Source organism: Arthrobacter horti (genome assembly GCF_030731045.1).
GTDB lineage: Bacteria > Actinomycetota > Actinomycetes > Actinomycetales > Micrococcaceae > Arthrobacter_E > Arthrobacter_E nanjingensis.
This window is the reverse complement of record NZ_JAVALS010000004.1, coordinates 61,692-80,177: the sequence shown is the minus strand read 5'-3', so window position 1 is coordinate 80,177 and position 18,486 is coordinate 61,692. Positions and strand designations below refer to the sequence as shown.

18 protein-coding genes are annotated in these 18,486 nt (G+C 66.9%); 8 read left to right on the top strand and 10 right to left on the bottom strand.

Features of this window, described 5'->3' with window-relative positions:
- Position 1 precedes the first annotated feature (1 nt).
- From Q9R02_RS08125 to Q9R02_RS08115, 3 genes are all read right to left on the bottom strand, one after another.
- Positions 2-982: an ABC transporter permease gene (locus Q9R02_RS08125; RefSeq protein ID WP_425279244.1), complete on the bottom strand. Its 981-nt coding sequence runs from the start codon at positions 980-982 to the stop codon at positions 2-4.
- The gene (locus Q9R02_RS08120) at positions 972-1,901 is read right to left on the bottom strand and encodes an ABC transporter permease (RefSeq protein WP_305996163.1); all 930 of its coding nucleotides are present in this window, start codon (positions 1,899-1,901) and stop codon (positions 972-974) included. Before Q9R02_RS08120 ends, Q9R02_RS08125 begins: the two co-directional genes overlap by 11 nt.
- A gap of 145 nt (positions 1,902-2,046) precedes the next feature.
- A complete protein-coding gene (locus Q9R02_RS08115; protein WP_305996162.1) occupies positions 2,047-3,681 on the bottom strand; it encodes a peptide ABC transporter substrate-binding protein in 1,635 nt (544 codons plus the stop codon).
- 352 nt (positions 3,682-4,033) lie between these two features.
- Here Q9R02_RS08115 and Q9R02_RS08110 point away from each other — a divergent pair, with 352 nt between their 5' ends.
- A complete protein-coding gene (locus Q9R02_RS08110; RefSeq protein WP_305996161.1) occupies positions 4,034-4,459 on the top strand; it encodes a hypothetical protein in 426 nt (141 codons plus the stop codon).
- A 77-nt stretch (positions 4,460-4,536) separates the two neighbouring features.
- The gene (locus tag Q9R02_RS08105) at positions 4,537-6,603 is read left to right on the top strand and encodes a bifunctional polysaccharide deacetylase/glycosyltransferase family 2 protein (RefSeq protein WP_305996160.1); all 2,067 of its coding nucleotides are present in this window, start codon (positions 4,537-4,539) and stop codon (positions 6,601-6,603) included.
- 55 nt (positions 6,604-6,658) lie between these two features.
- On the opposite strand, the gene Q9R02_RS08100 is transcribed toward Q9R02_RS08105, so the two are convergent.
- On the bottom strand, positions 6,659-8,071 hold the full coding sequence (locus Q9R02_RS08100; RefSeq protein ID WP_305996159.1) for an MFS transporter: 1,413 nt from the start codon (positions 8,069-8,071) through the stop codon (positions 6,659-6,661).
- Positions 8,072-8,189: 118 nt separating this feature from the next.
- Here Q9R02_RS08100 and Q9R02_RS08095 point away from each other — a divergent pair, with 118 nt between their 5' ends.
- Positions 8,190-8,747 (top strand): TetR/AcrR family transcriptional regulator, encoded by a 558-nt coding sequence (locus Q9R02_RS08095; protein WP_305996158.1) that lies wholly within the window; start codon positions 8,190-8,192, stop codon positions 8,745-8,747.
- A gap of 3 nt (positions 8,748-8,750) precedes the next feature.
- Here Q9R02_RS08095 and Q9R02_RS08090 read toward each other — a convergent pair whose 3' ends face one another.
- A complete protein-coding gene (locus Q9R02_RS08090) occupies positions 8,751-9,320 on the bottom strand; it encodes an MOSC domain-containing protein (RefSeq protein WP_425279245.1) in 570 nt (189 codons plus the stop codon).
- Between the two features lie 32 nt (positions 9,321-9,352).
- Positions 9,353-10,339: an ArsR/SmtB family transcription factor gene (locus Q9R02_RS08085; protein WP_305996157.1), complete on the bottom strand. Its 987-nt coding sequence runs from the start codon at positions 10,337-10,339 to the stop codon at positions 9,353-9,355.
- Between the two features lie 93 nt (positions 10,340-10,432).
- On the opposite strand from Q9R02_RS08085, the gene Q9R02_RS08080 reads away from it, so the two are divergent.
- The gene (locus tag Q9R02_RS08080; protein ID WP_305996156.1) at positions 10,433-10,645 is read left to right on the top strand and encodes a hypothetical protein; all 213 of its coding nucleotides are present in this window, start codon (positions 10,433-10,435) and stop codon (positions 10,643-10,645) included.
- On the opposite strand, the gene Q9R02_RS08075 is transcribed toward Q9R02_RS08080, so the two are convergent.
- Complete coding sequence (locus Q9R02_RS08075; RefSeq protein WP_305996155.1) at positions 10,638-11,432, bottom strand: alpha/beta fold hydrolase; 795 nt, start codon at positions 11,430-11,432, stop codon at positions 10,638-10,640. The genes Q9R02_RS08080 and Q9R02_RS08075 overlap by 8 nt on opposite strands.
- Positions 11,433-11,464: 32 nt before the next feature.
- Complete coding sequence (locus tag Q9R02_RS08070; RefSeq protein WP_305996154.1) at positions 11,465-11,920, bottom strand: MarR family winged helix-turn-helix transcriptional regulator; 456 nt, start codon at positions 11,918-11,920, stop codon at positions 11,465-11,467.
- Between the two features lie 68 nt (positions 11,921-11,988).
- On the opposite strand from Q9R02_RS08070, the gene Q9R02_RS08065 reads away from it, so the two are divergent.
- Together Q9R02_RS08065 and Q9R02_RS08060 are read left to right on the top strand one after the other, a co-directional pair.
- Entirely contained in the window at positions 11,989-12,714 is a 726-nt protein-coding gene (locus Q9R02_RS08065; RefSeq protein WP_305996153.1) for a hypothetical protein, read from the top strand.
- Between the two features lie 26 nt (positions 12,715-12,740).
- Positions 12,741-13,520, top strand: a complete 780-nt coding sequence (locus Q9R02_RS08060; protein WP_305996152.1) for an SDR family NAD(P)-dependent oxidoreductase — start codon at positions 12,741-12,743, stop codon at positions 13,518-13,520.
- Position 13,521: 1 nt separating this feature from the next.
- Here Q9R02_RS08060 and Q9R02_RS08055 read toward each other — a convergent pair whose 3' ends face one another.
- A complete protein-coding gene (locus Q9R02_RS08055; RefSeq protein WP_305996151.1) occupies positions 13,522-14,757 on the bottom strand; it encodes an NAD(P)-binding domain-containing protein in 1,236 nt (411 codons plus the stop codon).
- 150 nt (positions 14,758-14,907) lie between these two features.
- A complete protein-coding gene (uraH, locus tag Q9R02_RS08050; protein ID WP_342006904.1) occupies positions 14,908-15,402 on the bottom strand; it encodes a hydroxyisourate hydrolase in 495 nt (164 codons plus the stop codon).
- Between the two features lie 396 nt (positions 15,403-15,798).
- On the opposite strand from uraH, the gene Q9R02_RS08045 reads away from it, so the two are divergent.
- Together Q9R02_RS08045 and Q9R02_RS08040 are read left to right on the top strand one after the other, a co-directional pair.
- Positions 15,799-17,376 carry a hypothetical protein gene (locus Q9R02_RS08045; RefSeq protein WP_305996150.1) on the top strand — a complete coding sequence of 526 codons (1,578 nt, stop codon included), beginning with the start codon at positions 15,799-15,801 and terminating at the stop codon, positions 17,374-17,376.
- A gap of 158 nt (positions 17,377-17,534) precedes the next feature.
- On the top strand, positions 17,535-18,338 hold the full coding sequence (locus tag Q9R02_RS08040) for a hypothetical protein (RefSeq protein WP_305996149.1): 804 nt from the start codon (positions 17,535-17,537) through the stop codon (positions 18,336-18,338).
- Positions 18,339-18,486 lie beyond the last annotated feature (148 nt).

The following is an 18,486-nucleotide window of genomic DNA, read 5'->3' as shown; positions in this document are numbered from 1 at the left end:
GTCACCGCTTCCGGGCCTTGGGATCAAGCGCATCACGCAGGGCGTCGCCCAGCATCATGAAGCTCAGCACCGTGAGAATCAGGGCGAACGACGGCCAGAGCAGCGGCCACGGGTTCGACCGCAGCGACGCCTGGGCGCTCTGGATGTCATTGCCCCAGCTCATGGCGCTCGGCGGAAGACCGATGCCCAGGAAGGACAGCGTCGATTCCGCGGCGATGAAGGTGCCGAGGGAGATGGTCGCGACGACGATCACGGGAGCCATGGCGTTGGGGATCACGTGACGCAGGAGTGCCCGGAATCGCGAGACGCCCAGCGAACGGGCGGACTTGATGAAGTCCGCGTTGCGGACCTCGATCACGGCGCCGCGGGTGATACGTGCCACCTGGGGCCAGCCGAAGAGCGCCAGGATGATGACCAGGGTCCAGGCCGTACGGGAGGTGCGGAACATCGGCAGCTGCATGACGACGATGGCGCCGAGGATCATGGGCAGAGCGAAGAAGATATCGCTGATGCGGGCCAGGACCGCGTCCACCCAGCCGCCGTAGTAGCCGGCGAGGGCACCGATGGCGCCTCCCAGGAGAACCACTGCCAGCGTGGTGAAGACACCCACCGTGACCGAGTTCTGCGTGCCGAAGATGACACGGGCGTACACGTCGCAGCCCTGCTGGGTGAAGCCGAGCGGATGCCCTGCGGCCGCGGGACCGTTCGAGTTCTGCAACTGGCAGACGTCATTCGCAGGGTTCAGCGGAGAGAAGAGCCCGGGGAACAGCGCCACCAGGATGACCAGGATGATCAGGAGCGCGGAGAGGATGAACAGGGGCTGGCGGCGGAGATTGCGCCAGGCCTCCTTCCACATGCTCGAGGGGGCTTCATCCTCGTTCACCTTGTCGGTCGCCTGCAGAGGGGTCTCCTCGAGCGGCGCGACGAAGTGCGGAATGGCTTCGGTACTGTCCATTTTCGGGTAAGAGTTCTCAGGAGTCATAACGGATCCTCGGGTCGAGCCAGGCGTACAGGAGATCAACCACGAGGTTGGCGATGACGTACACCAGTACCAGCAGCGTGACGATGGACACCACGGTGGGTCCCTCCCCCGAGAGGACCGCGCGATAGAGCCTGTTGCCCACGCCGGGCACGTTGAAGATGCCTTCCGTCACGATGGCGCCGCCCATGAGCGATCCGAGGTCCGCCCCGAGGAAGGTGACCACCGGAATCAGGGAGTTCCGGAGGATGTGCACGGTGACCACGCGGGAACGGGAGAGCCCCTTGGCGGTGGCGGTGCGGACGTAGTCGGCGTTCATGTTCTCGATGACGCTGGTACGGGTCAGACGCAGCACATAGGCGAAGGAGACGAGTCCCAGCACCAGCGCCGGAAGAATCAGATCGGGGATGGGCGCCCCAGCACCCACGGTGGGTTTGGCCCATTTGAGCTGGACGCCGATGACGAACTGCATCAGGAAGCCCAGCACGAAGATCGGGATGCCGATCACGATCAGGGACGCCACCAGGACGGTGCCGTCGAAGAACTTGCCCTTGCGCAGCCCGGCGAGGAGACCGAAGAGGATGCCGAAGAACGCCTCGAAGATCAGAGCCATGATGGCCAGACGGGCGGTGACGGGGAAGACCTCGCCGAGCACGGCGGCGATGGGACGGCCTGAGAAGTCCTGGCCGAGATCGAGAGTGAAAATGCCCTTGAGGTACAGCAGGTACTGGACGATGAAGGGCTGGTCCAGGTGGTACTGAGTCCGGAGCTGAGCGGCGACGGCCGGGTTGACCGGCTTGTCGCCGAACAGTGCCGCGATCGGGTCGCCCGGCAGGCTGAAGACCAGGTAGTAGACCAGGAACGTGGCGCCCAGGAAGACCGGGATGAGCTGCAGGAAACGCTTGAGGATGTAACTAGCCATGGATGCGGCCCGCCTCTCCTGAAGTGCTCCCCGGGGTGTGGGGGAAAGATCTGTTCATCAAGGAACCTTAATTCGCAAACATGCGAACGACGGCGGAGCCTGCCGCACTGCGGCCCGCAGGCTCCGCCGCCGTTCTATTCAGGTATTACTTGGCGGTGATGTTGTAGTACAGCGGGACGCCGTCCCAGCCGTAGTCCACATTGGTCACCTTGGTGCTCCAGCCGCCCTGGGCCACCTGGTACCACAGCGGGATCGCCGGGAGGTCCTGGAGGAGGATCTGCTGAGCCTGGTTGAAGATCTTGTTGCCTTCGTCAACCGAGGTGGCGCCGAGACCCTTGTTCAGCATCGCGTCGAACGCCGGGTTGTCGTAGCGAGCGTCGTTGGAACCGGCACCCTTGGCGTAGATCGGGCCGAGGAAGTTGTACAGCGACGGGTAGTCGGCCTGCCAGCCGGCACGGATCGCGCCGGTGAGGGTGCCCTTCGTGGCGTCGTTGCGGGCTTCCTTGAAGGTGGCGTAGGGCTTGCCCTCAGCCTTGATGCCCAGGTTGTTCTTCAGCTGGTTGGTGACAGCCTCGACCCAGGCCTTGTGACCGCCCTTGTCCGCGTTGTACGCGATGGTGAAGGTCTGGTTCGGGTCCCACTTCTGGATGGCGTCGGCCTGTGCCCAGAGCTGCTTGGCCTTGGCGGCGTCGAACTTCAGGTTCTCGGAACCCGGCAGGTTGGCGTCATAACCGGAGAGCACCGGAGCGGTGAAGTCCGTGGCGGGCTGACGGCCATTGCTGAAGATCACCTTGGTGATCTCCGGCCGGTCGATGGCCATGGAGATCGCCTGGCGGCGGAGCTTGCCTGCCTCGCCGGACCAGCCCGGCAGGTAGTACGGGATGGCGATGGTCTGGTTGCCGGCGTACGGCTTCTCGATGGTCCGGTCGCCCAGGTCCTTCTTGAAGTTGGCGATGGCGCTGGTGGGGATCGTCTGCAGAACGTCCAGGTTGTCCGAGACGAGATCCTGGTAGGCGGCGTCGTCGTTCTGGTAGATCTTGAAGACCAGGCCGCCGTTCTTGGCCTTGCGCGGACCGTCGTAGTCCGGGTTCGGGATGAGCTTGATCTGGACATTGTGCTGCCAGCCGCTGTCATCCATCTTGTACGGACCGTCGCCCACCGGCTTCTCGCCGTAGGTCTTGGGGTCCTTGATCGCGCCGGACGGCAGCGGCATGAAGGCGGAGTAGCCGAGGCGCAAGGGCCAGTCGGATTCCTTCTGGGTCAGCGCCACGGTGAAGGTGGTTTCATCCACGACCTTCAGGCCGGACATGGTGTCGACCGTGGAGCCTTCCTTGTTGGCCTCATCGAAGCCCTGGATGCCCTCGAAGAAGATGGAGCTCAGCTGGGCGTTCTTCGCCGCGGCACCGAAGTTCCAGGCATCCACGAAGCTCTTGGCCGTGATGGCCTCACCATTGGTGAACTTCTTCCCAGACTTGATCTTGATGGTGTAGTTCTGGGCGTCGGTGGTGGTGATCGAGTCGGCGAGCTCGTTGACCTTCTTGCCGCTCGAGTCGTAGCTGACCAGACCCGCGAAGATGAGATCGATGATCTTGCCGCCGCCAACTTCATTGGTGCCGGCCGGCATCAGGGGGTTCTGCGGTTCAGAACCATCCACAGTGATCACGGCGCTGGCGTTGCCGCCACCGGAGCCGCTGTTGGTGCTGCCGCCGCCGCATGCCGTGAGGGCGAGTGCAGCGATGGCCGCCAGGCCCAGTGCTTTGGAAGTGCGCGAAAAACGCATTCCGCCTCCTTTGGAGTTCCTAAGTAGAGAGTGGGCGTCGCGTGGACTCCCATACTGAGATCCAGACCACTGGTGTGACCTGGCCTACACAACGTGAAAGCATAGCTTGATTTTGTCCACCAGGTGGGCGTCCGTTGCCAAACCGTGACCGTCCAGAAGGGCATTTGTTACAGATGCGTAGCCTGTGACTTGTCTGTCAATCTCATGACTGATATCGCCGACCACGTCCCTATTTATACTGAAGGCGATGGTCTCCTCTCCTCCCCCGGCGCCAGGACGCTCATCATCCCGCCGTCGCGCCGTTTTCGTCGACAGCACCGGGAACCGCCTGCGCAGGTCCCGGACCGCTGTCGTGCTCGGAATCCTGGCCATCGTGGGATTCTTCACGGTCCTGTGCGTTGCCTTCCTCTCCGGCCCCGCCGTCAACGCGCCGGTCTTCGACCTGCTCGGCAGACCTGTAGCCCCGGCCCCCGCGCCGGCGAAGACGCCGCAATCGCCATCTGCCACGACGCCCGGCGCCACCTCCTCTCACGGATCCCAGGCGACGCCCGGAACCCAGGGTCCCGCAGGACTCGCGCCGGGAGCCGCACCCGGCGGGGCTGCTCCCACGGACGCCGTCACCACCGGGCACACCGCCCCGGACACGCAGCCCCAGACACCGGGGCAGGGCCAGAGCACCGGCAGCACATCGCCTACGACGGCTCCCGGCCAGTCGAAGGGTAAATCCGCCGATGCCCCTGGCGCGTCCCACCGCGCCACGCCACCGCCTCACCCATGACAGGCACCCACCGCGCACCACGAGGTCGCAGACGCCGCAGGCCCCACACTGTCAGAGCGCATTGGGCCATCCTGACAGTGTCGCTCATCGCACTCCTCGGCGCCCTGCTGGTGCAGGGATACGTCCGGCACCTCAGCAGCATCGGGGATGATGCGCTGCCTGCGTCGGCGGACGCCGGCAGAGTCCCGGAAACACTCCTGAACGGGGGTCCCGTGGTGGACGCCCGGAACGGCGGGCTCCAGACCACGGCCCCTCCGGCGAAGACCATCGCTTTGACTTTCGACGACGGCCCGGACCCGCGCTGGACGCCCGGGATCCTGGACATCCTGAAGAAGCACGGTGCCCACGCCACGTTCTTCGTGGTGGGGACGGAGGCCATCGACCACCCGGACCTGGTGCGCCGGATCGTGGCGGACGGCAATGAGATCGGTGTTCACACCCTCACCCACGTCGATCTGGGCACCGCGCCGCCCTGGCGCCGGGCCCTGGAGCTGCGGACGTCAGGCGCGATCCTGGCAGGCATCACGGGCCGCTCCCCCACACTCCTCCGGCCGCCGTACAGCTCGGAGAACAGTGCTCTGACCGATTCGGGCTATGACGCCATCCGCACCGCCGCCGACGCCGGGTACCTCACGGTGCTGAGCAGCATTGACAGTCAGGACTGGCAGCGGCCGGGGGTCGAGGCGATCGTCCGGAACGCCACGCCGCGGGCCGATGCCGGGCAGGTCCTGCTCATGCACGACGCCGGCGGAGACCGGAGCGAGACCGTCACGGCACTCGACCGCGTTCTGGACGTCTATTCCTCCCGGGGGGTGCGGGTCACCTCGGTGGGCGATGCCCTCCACCTGAACACCATGCCGGCGGTGAGTCTCATCGACCAGGTGCGCGGCGCCGTCGTTGAATGGGGGATCCGGCTCAGCGGCCTGGTGGTCACCGCACTCGGCTGGGCGCTGCTCGCCAGTGGCGTGGTAACGGTCATCCGCGCCGTCCTGGTGCTGGCGTTCGCCGCCAGGCACCGGCGGGCCGCGGTCCGGAAGGCCGCCGCGGGCCGACCGTGGGGCTTCACCCCCGGTCCGGTGACCGTGATCGTTCCGGCGTACAACGAGTCGGCGGGCATCGAGGCCGCCGTCCGTTCCATCGCCCTGTCCGAGCACCCGGTGGAGATCATCGTGGTGGACGACGGATCCACCGACGCGACCGCTGACCTCGTGGAGGCCCTGGATCTGGAGGCGGTCCGCCTGATCCGCAAGGAGAACGGCGGCAAACCGTCCGCCCTCAACGCCGGCATCGCTGCCGCATCCCACGAGCTGGTGGTGATGGTGGACGGCGACACCGTGTTCCAGCCGGACACCGTGGGCCGCCTCATCCAGCCGTTCAGCGACCGCACGGTGGGCGCGGTGTCCGGCAACACCAAGATCGCCAACCGCGGCGGCATTCTGGGCGCCTGGCAGCACATCGAGTACGTGGTCGGGTTCAATCTGGACCGCCGCCTCTTCGACGTGGCGGAGTGCATGCCCACCGTGCCCGGCGCCATCGGCGGCTTCCGGAAAAGTGCCCTCGCACGGGTCGGCGGGGTCAGCAACGACACTCTTGCGGAGGACACGGACCTGACCATGGCACTCTGCCGCGACGGCTGGCGCGTGGTCTACCAGGACGACGCCCTGGCATGGACCGAGGCCCCGGCGAGCCTCGGCGCCCTGTGGAAGCAACGGTACCGCTGGTGCTACGGAACGCTGCAGGCCATGTGGAAGCACCGCGCCGCCCTGGGACAGGGTGGGCAGGCCGGCAAGCTGGGGCGCCGCGGCATCCTCTACCTCCTGGTGCTGCAGGTGCTCCTGCCGCTCCTCGCCCCCGTGGTGGACGTGTTCACCATCTACGGGCTCATCTTCCTGGACCCCGTGCACATCAGTCTGCTGTGGCTCGGGTTCCTCGCGGTGCAGGTGCTGATGGCGGCATACGCCTTCCGGATCGACGGCGAATCACTCAAGCCGCTCTGGACACTGCCGTTGCAGCAGGTGGTCTACCGCCAGCTCATGTATCTGGTGGTCATCCGGTCCCTCGCCACGGCCGTCACGGGCATCCATCTGAAGTGGCACCGGATGGAGCGCTACGGAAGCCTGAGCGTCCCTCCCCCGCGAAGCTGAGACGAGGACGACGACGGCGGGTGGCTCCCGCCGTCGTCGTCCTCGTGTGGCCGGCTCAGACCGCCCGGCGGCGGAACGCGAGGCCGAGTACGGACGCGAGGGCGATGACCGAGAGGACCGTGGCGGCAAGGAATCCGGCGCGCCCACCTGGGTAAAAGTCACCTGGAACGGCGACGGCCGCGTAGACGGAGGCGACGATGGCCAGGCCGATCGCGCCACCGAGTTGCTGCATGGTCTGGAACAGGCCCGAGGCGGAGCCCGCCTCCTCGCTCCCGACATCGCGCAGGGCGAGCGTGGTGAGCGGCATGAAGGTCAGACCCGCGGAGACACCCGTGAACGCCAGCGCCGCGACCACGACGGCGAGCGGGGTGCCCGGACCCAGGATGGTCAGTGGGACGAAGGCGGCCACCCGGATGGCCGCGCCGAGGTTGACGAGCCGTTCCGCGCCGAAACGCTCCACGAGCCGGGGCACGATGCGGGACATGGTGAAGACGCCCAGCGGCATCGGCAGGAACATGAGGCCCGTGATCAAAGGCGAGTAGTGCCGTGCATCTTCCAGGTACTGGACCATCAGGAAGAACATGGCGAGCATCCCGGCATAGGTGGCGGCCATGGCTGCGAGGGCGGCCACCCGGCTGGGGCTGCGCAGGAGCTGTGGGCGGAGCAGCGGGTGCGGGACCCTGCGCTCCGTGAGCGCGAGCGCCACCAGGAGAAGCGCTCCGAGCGCCAGTCCGGTGATGGTCAGCGGGTTGGACCATCCGGCGTCGGCGGCTTGGATGAGAGCCCAGACGATGGCCACGGCACCGCCGGTGGCTGTGACGGCACCCAGGATGTCGAAGTGGCCGGGCTGCCGCGGCGTCTCCTGGACCAGGCGGGGCACCGTCAGCAGCACGACGATCCCGATGGGGACGTTGATGAACAGCGTCCACCGCCAGTCGCCGGTGGAGGTGAGGATGCCGCCGAGGATGAGGCCCAGGGCGCCACCCATGGAGGAGATGGCGGAGAAGAGGGCCAGCGCCTTGTTGCGGGCGTGGTCGTCCCGGGCGCTGGTGGTGATCAGCGCGAGCACACTGGGGGCGGCGAATGCCGCACCGACGCCCTGGAACGCCCTGGCGATGACCAGGAACAGCGGGTCCGTGGCGACGCCTCCCACGAGGGAGAAGAGGGTGAAGACCGCGACGCCGGCCAGGAAGGTCCGACGCCGGCCGAGGACGTCGCCAACCCGGCCGCCGAGGAGCAGCAGGCCTCCGAAGGCGAGGGCGTAGGCGTTGAGAACCCAGCTGAGCTGGGCGGGTGAGAAGTGCAGATCGGTGGCGATGCGAGGCAGCGCCACGTTCACCACCGTGGCATCGAGGACCAGCATGAGCTGGGCGAGCATGACAAGGCCGAGCCCGAGGGAGGCCCGGCGAGCGGTACGGGATGTGGTGGCCGCGGCGGGGATGACGGGGGTGTCCGTGAGGGAAGCCATGGGGAGTCCTGTTCTGAACCGAGGAACCGGCGTAGACTAATCGGAGAGTCGCTCCGCTTATGACTATACGGAGACACTCTCCGCTTTTGCAAGACCTTGTCGAGAGGAAGTCGTCCAGATGCGCGCAGACGCCCGCCGGAACCGCGACCGGATCGTGGAGGTGGCCCGCGATCTCATCCGGGCCAAGGGCTACGACGCCGTCAGCATGGACGAGGTGGCCCGCACCGCCGGGATCGGCGCCGGGACGCTCTATCGCCACTTCCCCACCAAGGACGCCCTGCACGACGCCGTCATCGAAGCCTGGGCGGACAAGGTGAATGAGGCGGTGGATCAGGCGATGGAGCTCGACGTGCCGGCCCGGGATCGCCTGCTGCAATGGCTGAAGGACTACACCGCGATGCTCACGACGCACCAGGGCGCCGCGGCGCGCATCACCGCGTCCCTGGGCGTCGCCGGTTCACCGTACGAAGCCAAGTGCCAGACCTATCTGCAGGCCAATCAGCGGGTCATCGACGCGCTGGGCGGCCAACTGCGGCCGGATGTCCAGGCCATGCAGATGTGCCGCCTGGTGGGTGGCGTGGCGGCCGTGGCGGACAACAGCGAGCTGCCCCCCGAGGCCGTGTCTGCGATGCTCGAGGTGCTGACCGACGGCTTCCTGGCGCCCAAGGCCGCCTGAGGCTCAGACCCGGGTCAGCGGGAAATGCGGCGCTGGAGGCAACGTCACGGTTATCGGGTCACCGGACGAGACCACGCCCCCGCGGGAGACGATTCCCATCACACCGGCCAGCCGGACCGTCCGGCCGTCCTCGCCCTGCGACACCAGCTGTTTCAGCAGTCCCGGCCGGAAGTCATTGATCTGCTGGCAGGGGTTCCTGAGCCCCGTCACCGTGATCACGGCGTCGCCGAACGTCAGGCGGGTGCCGACCGGAAGCCCGAGCAGGTCGACGCCCCGGGTGCTGAGGTTCTCTCCGAGCTGTCCCGGCAGCACCGTGAAACCGGCTGTGGCGAGGTCGTCGAAGAGCTCGGTATGGATCAGGTGCACCTGACGGACATTCGGCTGCGACGGATCAGCGGCCACGCGGGAACGGTGCTGAACCGTGACACCGCAATGAGCGTCGCCTTCCACTCCGAGGCCCTCCAGCAACGTCACCGAGGAGACGGTGAGCTTGGAGAATCCGTGCCGCGGGCTCAGATGGACGGCCTCGACGACGGGTGACTGGTCCGGGTGCACGGGCTGACTCTGGCTCACGGCACCACCCTAGCCCTCCAGGAGCTTCCCCTTCAGCCTCGCAGCAGCCCTTCGGCCAGTTCGGTCCGGCGGTAGAAGACCTCGCGGCCACGACGATGGGTGCCCAGAAGGCCGGCCGCGGCGAGCACCTTCAGGTGCTCGCTCGCGGTCCCGGGCGAGATGCCGAGGTGCTGCGAGAGATAGGTGGTGGTCATGGGGATGTCCAGTTGCTGAAGCACCGCGGCACGCGTGCCGCCCATGAGATCCGCGAGCGCACAGCGATCGCGCTCCTGACCGTCACTCTCCCAGAGGGCTCCCACGCCGCGCGGTGAGTATGACAGCGTGGGCGTGTACGGCCGCGCGTTCAGCAGCAGCGTGCCCGGCCAGGCGAACACGCAGGGGATCAGCGTGAGCCCCGGTCCGCCTGAGGCGCCCGGGCCGGCGTCGCACGTCTTGCCCACGAACTCCAGCCCTTCCTCGACGCGCTGAATCTGCGGGTGAAGAGTCTTCAGCACGTCATCGAGACCGCCACGGGCCAGAAGCCTCAGGCGGTAGTCGATGTCCGCCGTCTGCAGGGCGTGGATCCTGTCCCAGTGCGGCCTGACGGCGGTCTCCCACACCCAGGTGACGGCGTCGCACAGTTCCTCCGTCACCGCGGCGGGGTCGGCGGCGAAGGCCTCCAGAATGGCCGCCGACGCCGGACGGTCGGCGACAGAGCGGATGATGTCCAGGTCGTGAAGCAGGACGTCCGAGTCCTGTTCCAGCACATGGGAGCGGCTCTCTTCGAAGCTCTCATCGCGGGACGGGGTGGGCGTGAGGGCATCCAGGATGTGCCCGTTCCCGGTGATGAAGGCCCGGAGCACGTCCCATCTCCGGCCTGCCCGAGGATCGGAACGCAGCTTCGGCTCGGCATCTTGAATCCAGACCCGGTGCATCTGAGTGCCGCGAGCCAGCGTCAGCACGGAGGTGACGGCCTCCCACCAGGGGGAGACACAGAAGCGGATGCGCGTCAGATCGGTGGGGTTCAGCTGCAGCAACATGCCTTGAGAGTACTCACGCCGGGCGACACTTCGGGATGATTCGGGCCTGGCCGAATCGAGGACAGTGGTTTCCGGCGCTCGGAGACTGAGGTCATGTTCACTTCACTGACTCCAGGAATCCCCGCCCGCCGCCGCTTCCCCCTCGCCCGCCTGATCGGCCGGGTCACCGCAGCCGCCCGGCCTGCCCCCGGTGACGATGAGTCCCGGGACCGCCTGCTCCTGGCCTACGCGGCCCGCCAGGAGGCCCAGGCCGCCCGGCGGGCCGTGGAACTGGCCCGGGCGCAGGCCCAGATCACGATCAGATGAGGCGGTCACCGAGCGCGGCCACCCACCCCTCCAGGAGCGCCCGGACCGCGGCCGGCTGGTCCAGGTGCACATTGTGTCCGGCCGCGTCCAGCACCGCATAGCTGCCGCGCGGGAAGCTGCGCGCCAGGGTGAACTGGTCCTCAAAGCCCACCACGTGGTCCTGCCGGCCCGCCACGATCAGCACCGGACCCGCGAAGGCGCGCAGCGCGCCGTCGTGGGCTGCGTTCAGGAAGTAGCGGGCGGAGAGCCGCTCCAGCGCGGCGGGATCCGCCGCCTTCATGCCGGGCAGCACGGCCTTCCGGAAAGCCTCCCAGGTCTCCGGCGACTGCACCACGGTCATCTCCGCATACTTCATGGCCTCCCCGCCCTTGAGACTGCGCAGCAGCTCCGGGTCCCAGCGGAGCACCACGCGCTCAGGCAGCGTCCGCCGTGCGCGCTCGGTGTGCACCACGGGCGCCAGCAGCGCCATGCCGAGGACCTGCGTGGGCCGCCGCGCGGCCAGCTCATATGCCAGCAGACCTCCCATCGAATTGCCGACGACGGCGAACGGCCGCTCCCCCAGCAGCTCACCGACCGTCCGGTCCAGCCAATCGGCCAGCTCAGGCAGGCCGCCCGCGCCAGTGAGCGCCGGGGTCCGGCCGAAGCCGGGAAGATCGAAGTGGAAGCGCTCGAAGCCGTTGCCGAAGACGTCATCGAGTCCCAGCAGGATTCGGTGGTCGACGCCGTTGCCATGGACGAAGATCACCGGCGTGCCGTGACCGTGGCGGAGAAGATGAGGGAGTGGCAAGGGGTCTCTTTCGCTGGGACTGGCCGGCCGGTTCAGGAACGGTATCCCGGATGCACTTCAGCGTCGAGTCCGCGGGCGGCGCCCAGTGCCGAGAGCAGTTCGAAGAGCGCGGTCTTCTGTTCCTCGGTGAAGCCGGAGGTGAGCTGCTTCTCCTGCTCTTCCGCGGCCTGGCGCAGTCCCCCGAGCATGGATTCCCCCGCATTGGTGAGGGCGAGCAACTGCATCCGGCGGTCGGATTCGCTGCGGGTCCGGCTCACGAGCCCGGCGGACTCGAGCCGGTCCACGAGTGTCACGACGCGGCTCTGAACGGCACCGAGGCGATCCGCCAGGGCCCGCTGGCTGATGCCCGGATTCCGCGCCACGATGCGGATCACTCCCGCCTCGGATGGAGTGATCCCGAGGCTCCTGGTCTGCTCGGCGAAGATGTCCGCGGCGTGTGCGCCCAGCTGGGCGAGCAGGAAGCCGATCCGGGCGGGGCGCTGCGGCATGGTCATTCCTTCAGAATACATCATTGACTTAATGATTCACCAAGAGAATGATTGCGAACATGACGGAAATGACGCAGCCCTCCAACTCGGCCGAGACCCCGCGCCGCCGTCGTCCCGACGGCCCCAACGCCGGCATCCTGGCACTGATCTCCCTGCTGCTGAGTCTGGCGGCGGTTCTCATTCCCTTGCTCCTGAGCGGCACCCGGTATCCGGCGCCGTCCGATTCCTCCGCGGTCACAGCGGACTACTTCATCTCCCATCCGTTCGCCGCCACACTGACGGGAACGCTCGTCTTCGGCGCCTCGGTCCCGCTCGGCATCTATGCCGCCACCGTCAACGCCCGCCTGCTTCACCTGGGAGTCAGGGTTCCTGGGACTGGCATCGCGTTCTATGGCGGCATCGCGGCATCGGTCCTGCTGTCCGTCGCGGGCCTTCTGAGCTGGTCCCTGGGCCAGGCCGCCGCGGGCGTCTCGCCGCGGACCACCCACCTGCTGAACGACTTCGTGTTCGCGGTGGGCGGGGTCGGTTTCGTCGGCGGCCTGGGGCTCCTGATCGCCGGCATCGCCGTCCCATCCCTCATCCTCAGGCTGGTCCCCCGCTGGCTCGCCTGGACAGGTCTGGTGCTCGCCGCACTGAGTGAGCTCTCGTTCTTCGGACTGCTCTGGCCCGTCCTTGACATCCTGCTTCCGATCGGCAGGTTCGCGGGCCTGCTGTGGCTGTCCGTGATCGGATTCCGCCTGCCCCGCACCCGTCACGAAGTGCCCCGGCGGCCCTCAGACGACGGACGCCGCTGACCTGCTCCCCGGAAAGGAGAATCATCATGGCACGCGACATTCAGATCACAACCTCCCTCACTGGCCGGGTGGCTCTGGTGACGGGCAGCTCCCGGGGCATCGGCGCGGCCATCGCGGAGACCTTCGCGGCGCACGGCGCGCGAGTGGTGCTTCACGGGCGCGACGCCGGCGCGCTGGAGAGCGTCCGCCTGCGGATAGCAGGCGACGGAGGCCAGGTGATGACCGCCGTCGCCGATCTGACCCGCTTCGAGGAGATCGAGGAGATGCGGATGCTCATCGAGCAGCGCTTCGGTGCGGTCGACATCCTGGTGGCCAATGCGGGCGGCAATCCGGTACCGCCGGGCGACATCGAACTCATCAGCCCGGAGGGCTGGCAGGCGAGCCTGGACGCGAACCTGACCAGCACCTTCCTGACGGTGAAGAGCTTCCTGCCGGGGATGAAGTCCCGCGGCCACGGCTCCATCATCACGCTGGCGTCCTCGGCGTCGCGACGCCCGACGGCGCATTCGCCAACCGCGTACGCGGCGGCCAAGGCAGGTGTCGAAGTGCTCACACGGCAGCTCGCGCTTCAGGCCGGGCCGTTCGGCGTCCGCGTCAACGGGCTGGCACCGGGCACCATCCTGACCGAGCGGAACCGGGACCGCATCCCGGCGGCGGTTCAGGAGGCCCTGGCCCGGGAGCACCCGGCACAGCGGCTGGGCGTCCCGGACGACGTCGCAGAGGCGGCACTGTTCCTGGCATCCGATGCGGCGTCCTGGATCACAGGCGTCATCCTGGACGTCGCGGGAGGCTCGGTCCTGGCGTGATTCACGGGAGGCGTTCGAGGTCCGGCCCCGGTGCACCCCGGTAAGGTGCGTGGGCGATCGCTTCGGCGACGGCTTCGGCGTCGTCCCCGACGCCCCAGATCAGGGCGGAACGACGGCGGGTGAGAAAGTGGACGCCGCAGAAGTACAGGCCCGGGCTGCCTGGCACGGCCCCGGCGGACGTGATCGGGAATCCTGTCGGGTCGAACACCGGGAAGTCGATCCAGCGGTAGTCCGGGCGGAACCCCGCTGCGAGGATCACGGCGGCGCAATCCCGCAGATCGAGCTCAGGCCTCGATTCCGGCGGGATGAACGGTTCAGGGTCGCTCATCTCGGGAACATCGAATCCGAGAGCGGGCAGGCGGTCGGTGAGGAAGCGGCGGACGTCCGCCCAGCGAGCATCGCCGAAGGCCACGGAAGCCGCGAGGTCGTCCGCGAAGTGCGCCACGCCGTCGTCGACCCCCAGCAGACGGCCGCGCTGGAGGACGCCCAGCGACTGCAGGGTGCGGAAGTTCAGATCCCGCCCGCCGTCGGCGCCGGTGAACTGCGGCGTCGCGATCAGGCGCGCATCCGCCGTGATGTCCTCGAGACGCTGTTCGAAGAAGGCGGCCCGCTGGAGCCAGGTGATCGTGTCCAGGCCGCCGAGCCGCCGCGGGAACCAGGGAGCGCGGCCGCAGGAGAGATGGACCTCGCGCCCTGCGAGGTGGAGCTCCTCGGCGATCTGGCAGCCGGTCTCCCCGTTGCCGATCACCAGGACCCTGCCTTCGGGCACAGATCCGGGGTTGCGGTAGTCATGAGGGGTGAGGATGGGCAGGCCCACGGGAAAGTTCCATTCCGGCCGGCGGTGCGGCGTTTGGAAGGCGCCGGTGCAGACCACCACGTTGTCCGCCTCGAGCGGGCCGTCCGAGGTCTGGAGGGCGAAGCGCCCGGCCGCTCCAGCGGACAGCCGGATCACCTGGACGCCTTCCCGGACCGGGACCTGCCACCGCGTCCGATACTGCTCCAGATAGCGGATGATCCCGTCGCGCGGGACGTGGCCCTGAGGGTCGGTGCCGTCGTAAGGGCTGCCGGGAAGTGAGAGGGTCCAGTTCGGTGTCACCAGGGTGAGGCTGTCCCACCGGTCGCGCCACGATTGGGCCACCCGTGACCGTTCCAGCACCACGTGTTCGACCCCGCGGATCGTCAGCCCGCGGCTCACGGCCAGACCTGCCTGGCCCGCTCCGATGACGAGCGTTTCCATAGCTGAATTTTATCGGCGGAAGGTCCCGGGGAACCCTTACAGAAGTTTCATATCCGGGGCGCCCCCTGCAGTCACCGTCAACGGCCGGCGGGCCGGGGCGGGAGCAGCGGCGCTCGCGTCCCGGCCCGCCGGGTATGCCGATCTCTGGACTCAGCTGCCGCGGTACGTCGAGTACGCGAACGGGCTCAGCAGCAGAGGCACGTGGTAGTGCTGGTCCTTGCTGGTGATGGTGAAGTCGATGGTGATCGACGGGTAGAAGGTGTCGACCTTCTGCTTCTCGAAGTACCCCGACGTCTCGAAGGTCAGGCGGTACACGCCCGGTTCGAGGGCCTTGGGACCGAGGTTGTCGATACGGCCGTCATTGTTCGTGACGCCGTCGGCGACCTTCTGCCAGCCGTTGCCCTGGCCCTTGCCCATCTTGGCCTCCAGCGTGACCGGCACGCCCTCGGCGGGCTTGCCCTTCCCGGTGTCCAGGATGTGCGTGCTGATGTGGCTGCGCTCCGCGGCCGAGATCGCTGCGGCAGGAACCGCCTTCGGCGCGGCAGGCACGGAGGCGGCGGCGTTCCCCCCGGAACACGCGGCCAGACCCAGAAGCAGGGGTGCTGCGACAAGGGCGACGGCGAAAGGCTTGCGTACGGTGATCATGTGGTTCATCTCCTCATTCAGGTGTCGGTGAAAGCGATCCGGCAAGCCTAGAGAATTTGGTAGACCAGAACGAGTCACACGGAATGTTGCTATTTGCGGAGTTGGATCTATTTCGCGACATCGCCCTGAACTCTTCTCGCCGCCTCCAGAAAGGAGTGCGTAGCATTGGAATACCAGTTCAGGCATCTGGACATCGACATTCTCGGGAGTAGAATCCGGACAGATATTCTGCTGACCGGTATGTTTTTTGGGGGAGCCGCGGTGCATCTGTCCACGCCTCGACGTCGAGGACCATTGATCAAAGCACTCACCGTCGTGGGGGCCACTGCCGCTTTGTGCTGCGGAGTCCTCGCACCCCTGAGTCCCGCAACCGCCGCTCCGGATCCCACACCGGACGTGAACACCACGGCGGTGACGTCGCCGGCGGCCATGCCCACCACGGCCGCGGACGTCACCGGCTCACCGAAACCGCCTACGGCTGCGACGACGCCGGCCGCTCCCGCCACCACGGCGGTCGCACAGTCTCCCGCGACGGCTTCCGCGGTCCCGGTCGGGAGTGCCTTCACAGCTTGGTACGGAATCAACGGGAACTCGGGGACTTTCGGAGAGCCGATCGCCGATCAGGTCTGCCCGTCCGCCGGCTTCTGCACGCAGGACTTCCAGAACGGCACCGCATACTGGAAACCGAGCCTCGGAGCGCACGGAGTGCTGAAGACCTCGGATCCCGGCGCGAAGTACTTCGCTGACGGGGGCTATGCGACGTACGGCATGCCCGATGGTGAGATCGGCTGGTTCCTCGCCGATGATGCCTTCAACGTCCCCGAGTCCCACCAGCAGAGCTTTGAGAAGGCGATCATCGTGGTGCCGTCGGGATCTCCGGCGTTCACCCTCGATCACAGTCAGCCGATCGTCAAGCAGTTTCAGCCGGTGGGGAGCTACGGATTCGTCCAGTGGCTCGGGCCCGTCACCTGCGGCCTGCCTCAAGGCGCCTGTTCCGCGGATTTCCTTGGAATTTTCACCAGCGCGATGCCACGTTCCATTGTGCGGACCTACTCTTTGGGCACGTCCACCTTGGGATCGATCGCCGTCAATGGCCCGGAATGGAATCGATGGAAGTCACTTGGCGGAGAGGCCGGATGGGCCGGGTATCCGCTGAAGACGAACTGCCAGTTCTATAATGCGCCCGGCTATTGCGAGACGAAATTCCAGCAGGCGGCCATCTACTCCACGGCCCAGAAAACAGTGCTGGTCAAGGGTGCCATGCTCCGCTGGGACGGCGACGTCTGGAATCTCGGCTTGTATGGTGTGCCGCTGGCGGATGAGCAGTGCGGTCTGACCCAGGGTGGCTGCCGTCAGGAGTTCAGTGGCGGGACGATCATGTGGACCCCTGCCACGAACTCGCAGCCGGTCAAGGGCGGGATCCGCACCAAGTGGAAGGCCATGGGTGGTGAGGCAGGCCGCCTCGGGTATCCCACCGGTCCCGAGCAATGTTTCGGATGGAGCAGCTCCACCTGGGATCAGTCAGGCTGCTACCAGTGGTTCCAAGGCGGCATCATCTGGTGGTCGCCGGCTACCGGAGCGCATGCGGTGTGGGGTGCCATCATGGGTGCGTACCAGCGGGCCAACTGGGTGTGGTTCGACCGGTATTCGGTCACCTATGCCGGTCAGTCACTCGGATACCCCATCAGCGAGGAAAACTGTTCCGGTCCGGGTGGCGGCTGCTACCAGTGGTTCCAGTACGGCATCATCTGGTGGTCCCCGACAACCGGTGCGCAACGGGTCATGAACGGGGACATGAAGGTCTACGAATCACTGAACTGGGCCTGGGGACGACTCGGTTACCCGACCAGCGAAGAGCAGTCATGGCTTCCAAGCACCGTCTACCCGTACAACGTGTGGGGCACTCGCCAGTACTTCCAGCGCGGCTACCTCACCTGGCACCCTCGCTACGGGATCACCGTCACCTACTACTGACAGCGCCTCTGCCTGAGCTGAACCCGTACGTTGAAACAGTCCTCCAGGAGGCAAGTGACCGTGGCGCCATCTCGCGACCCAATCGTCCACGGTTCTGCCGCCATGAACCTGTCGCGCAGGGTGGGCGTCGTCCTGAATGATGGCGGCTGGAGTGAGCAATGAACGAGACGACCGTCCTTGGACCCGGGCTGGAGGTTCGCGCCTCCAAACCATTCGGGGACACACCGGCGCGCGAGGTCGACGGGCTCATGGCACAACGAATACGCAGCGCCCGGATGCGGACGGTATTCGTGTCCTTGGTTTTCATCGTTGTGGCGTTCGGGCTCTGGCACGAGGGCAAACCGATCTGGGGATTCTGGCCCGAAGCAAACGCTGTAGTCATCAGCCAGACTGAATCCGAAGGCAGGTATGGAAAAGCCTGCGACCTCGGCTTGAAGTACTCCGTCTACGGTCAGCAGGTGCGCAGCCATTCGGCGGTCCCCATGCCATGTGAGTCGGCCCCACGGCCAGGGGCGTCCGTGACGGTCCGCCACGATCAGTTCGACTACCAGTGGGGCGAAATCCGCGACTACCCGAGGCCAGCCGGGATCTGGGTGATGGGCCTAAGCGTCATTATGTTCGTACCCCTGGCGCTCCTCGCACTGTACTTTGGGGTCGCCTTGCGCCGTGTCATCGCCGTGCGACGGCTCAGAGAAGCGCCATGGTTCGAGATCACTGCGACAGTCAAGGCCAGCACCCTGACCGCACAGTCTCTCCTTCGCCTTACTCTCCAGCTCACCGGGCCTGATCAGCCGGAAGTCGAGCTTCTCTTCGGAATCAGACCGATCTCGTTCTTCCCGATCCCTACCACGGGGAGCCCGTTCAGCGCGCGGGTCGCCGGCACGGGCGACGGGAAAGTCCTCGTCGCCCTCCCTGGCCACACGGGTGTCGCCTTCGGATCCGTCGCCGCAATGAAACCCTGACGTCAGCTGCGCAGCCGAAGTGCGGAAGAGGCGATGTCTCCTTTGCCTTCACGATGATTCTCGTCGTAGCCGGTACCTGGTCCATCGTCGCGGAATCGGCGCCCCCACGCGCGCGACCGCACCCTTCGCGCACTGGCGATGGGTGCTG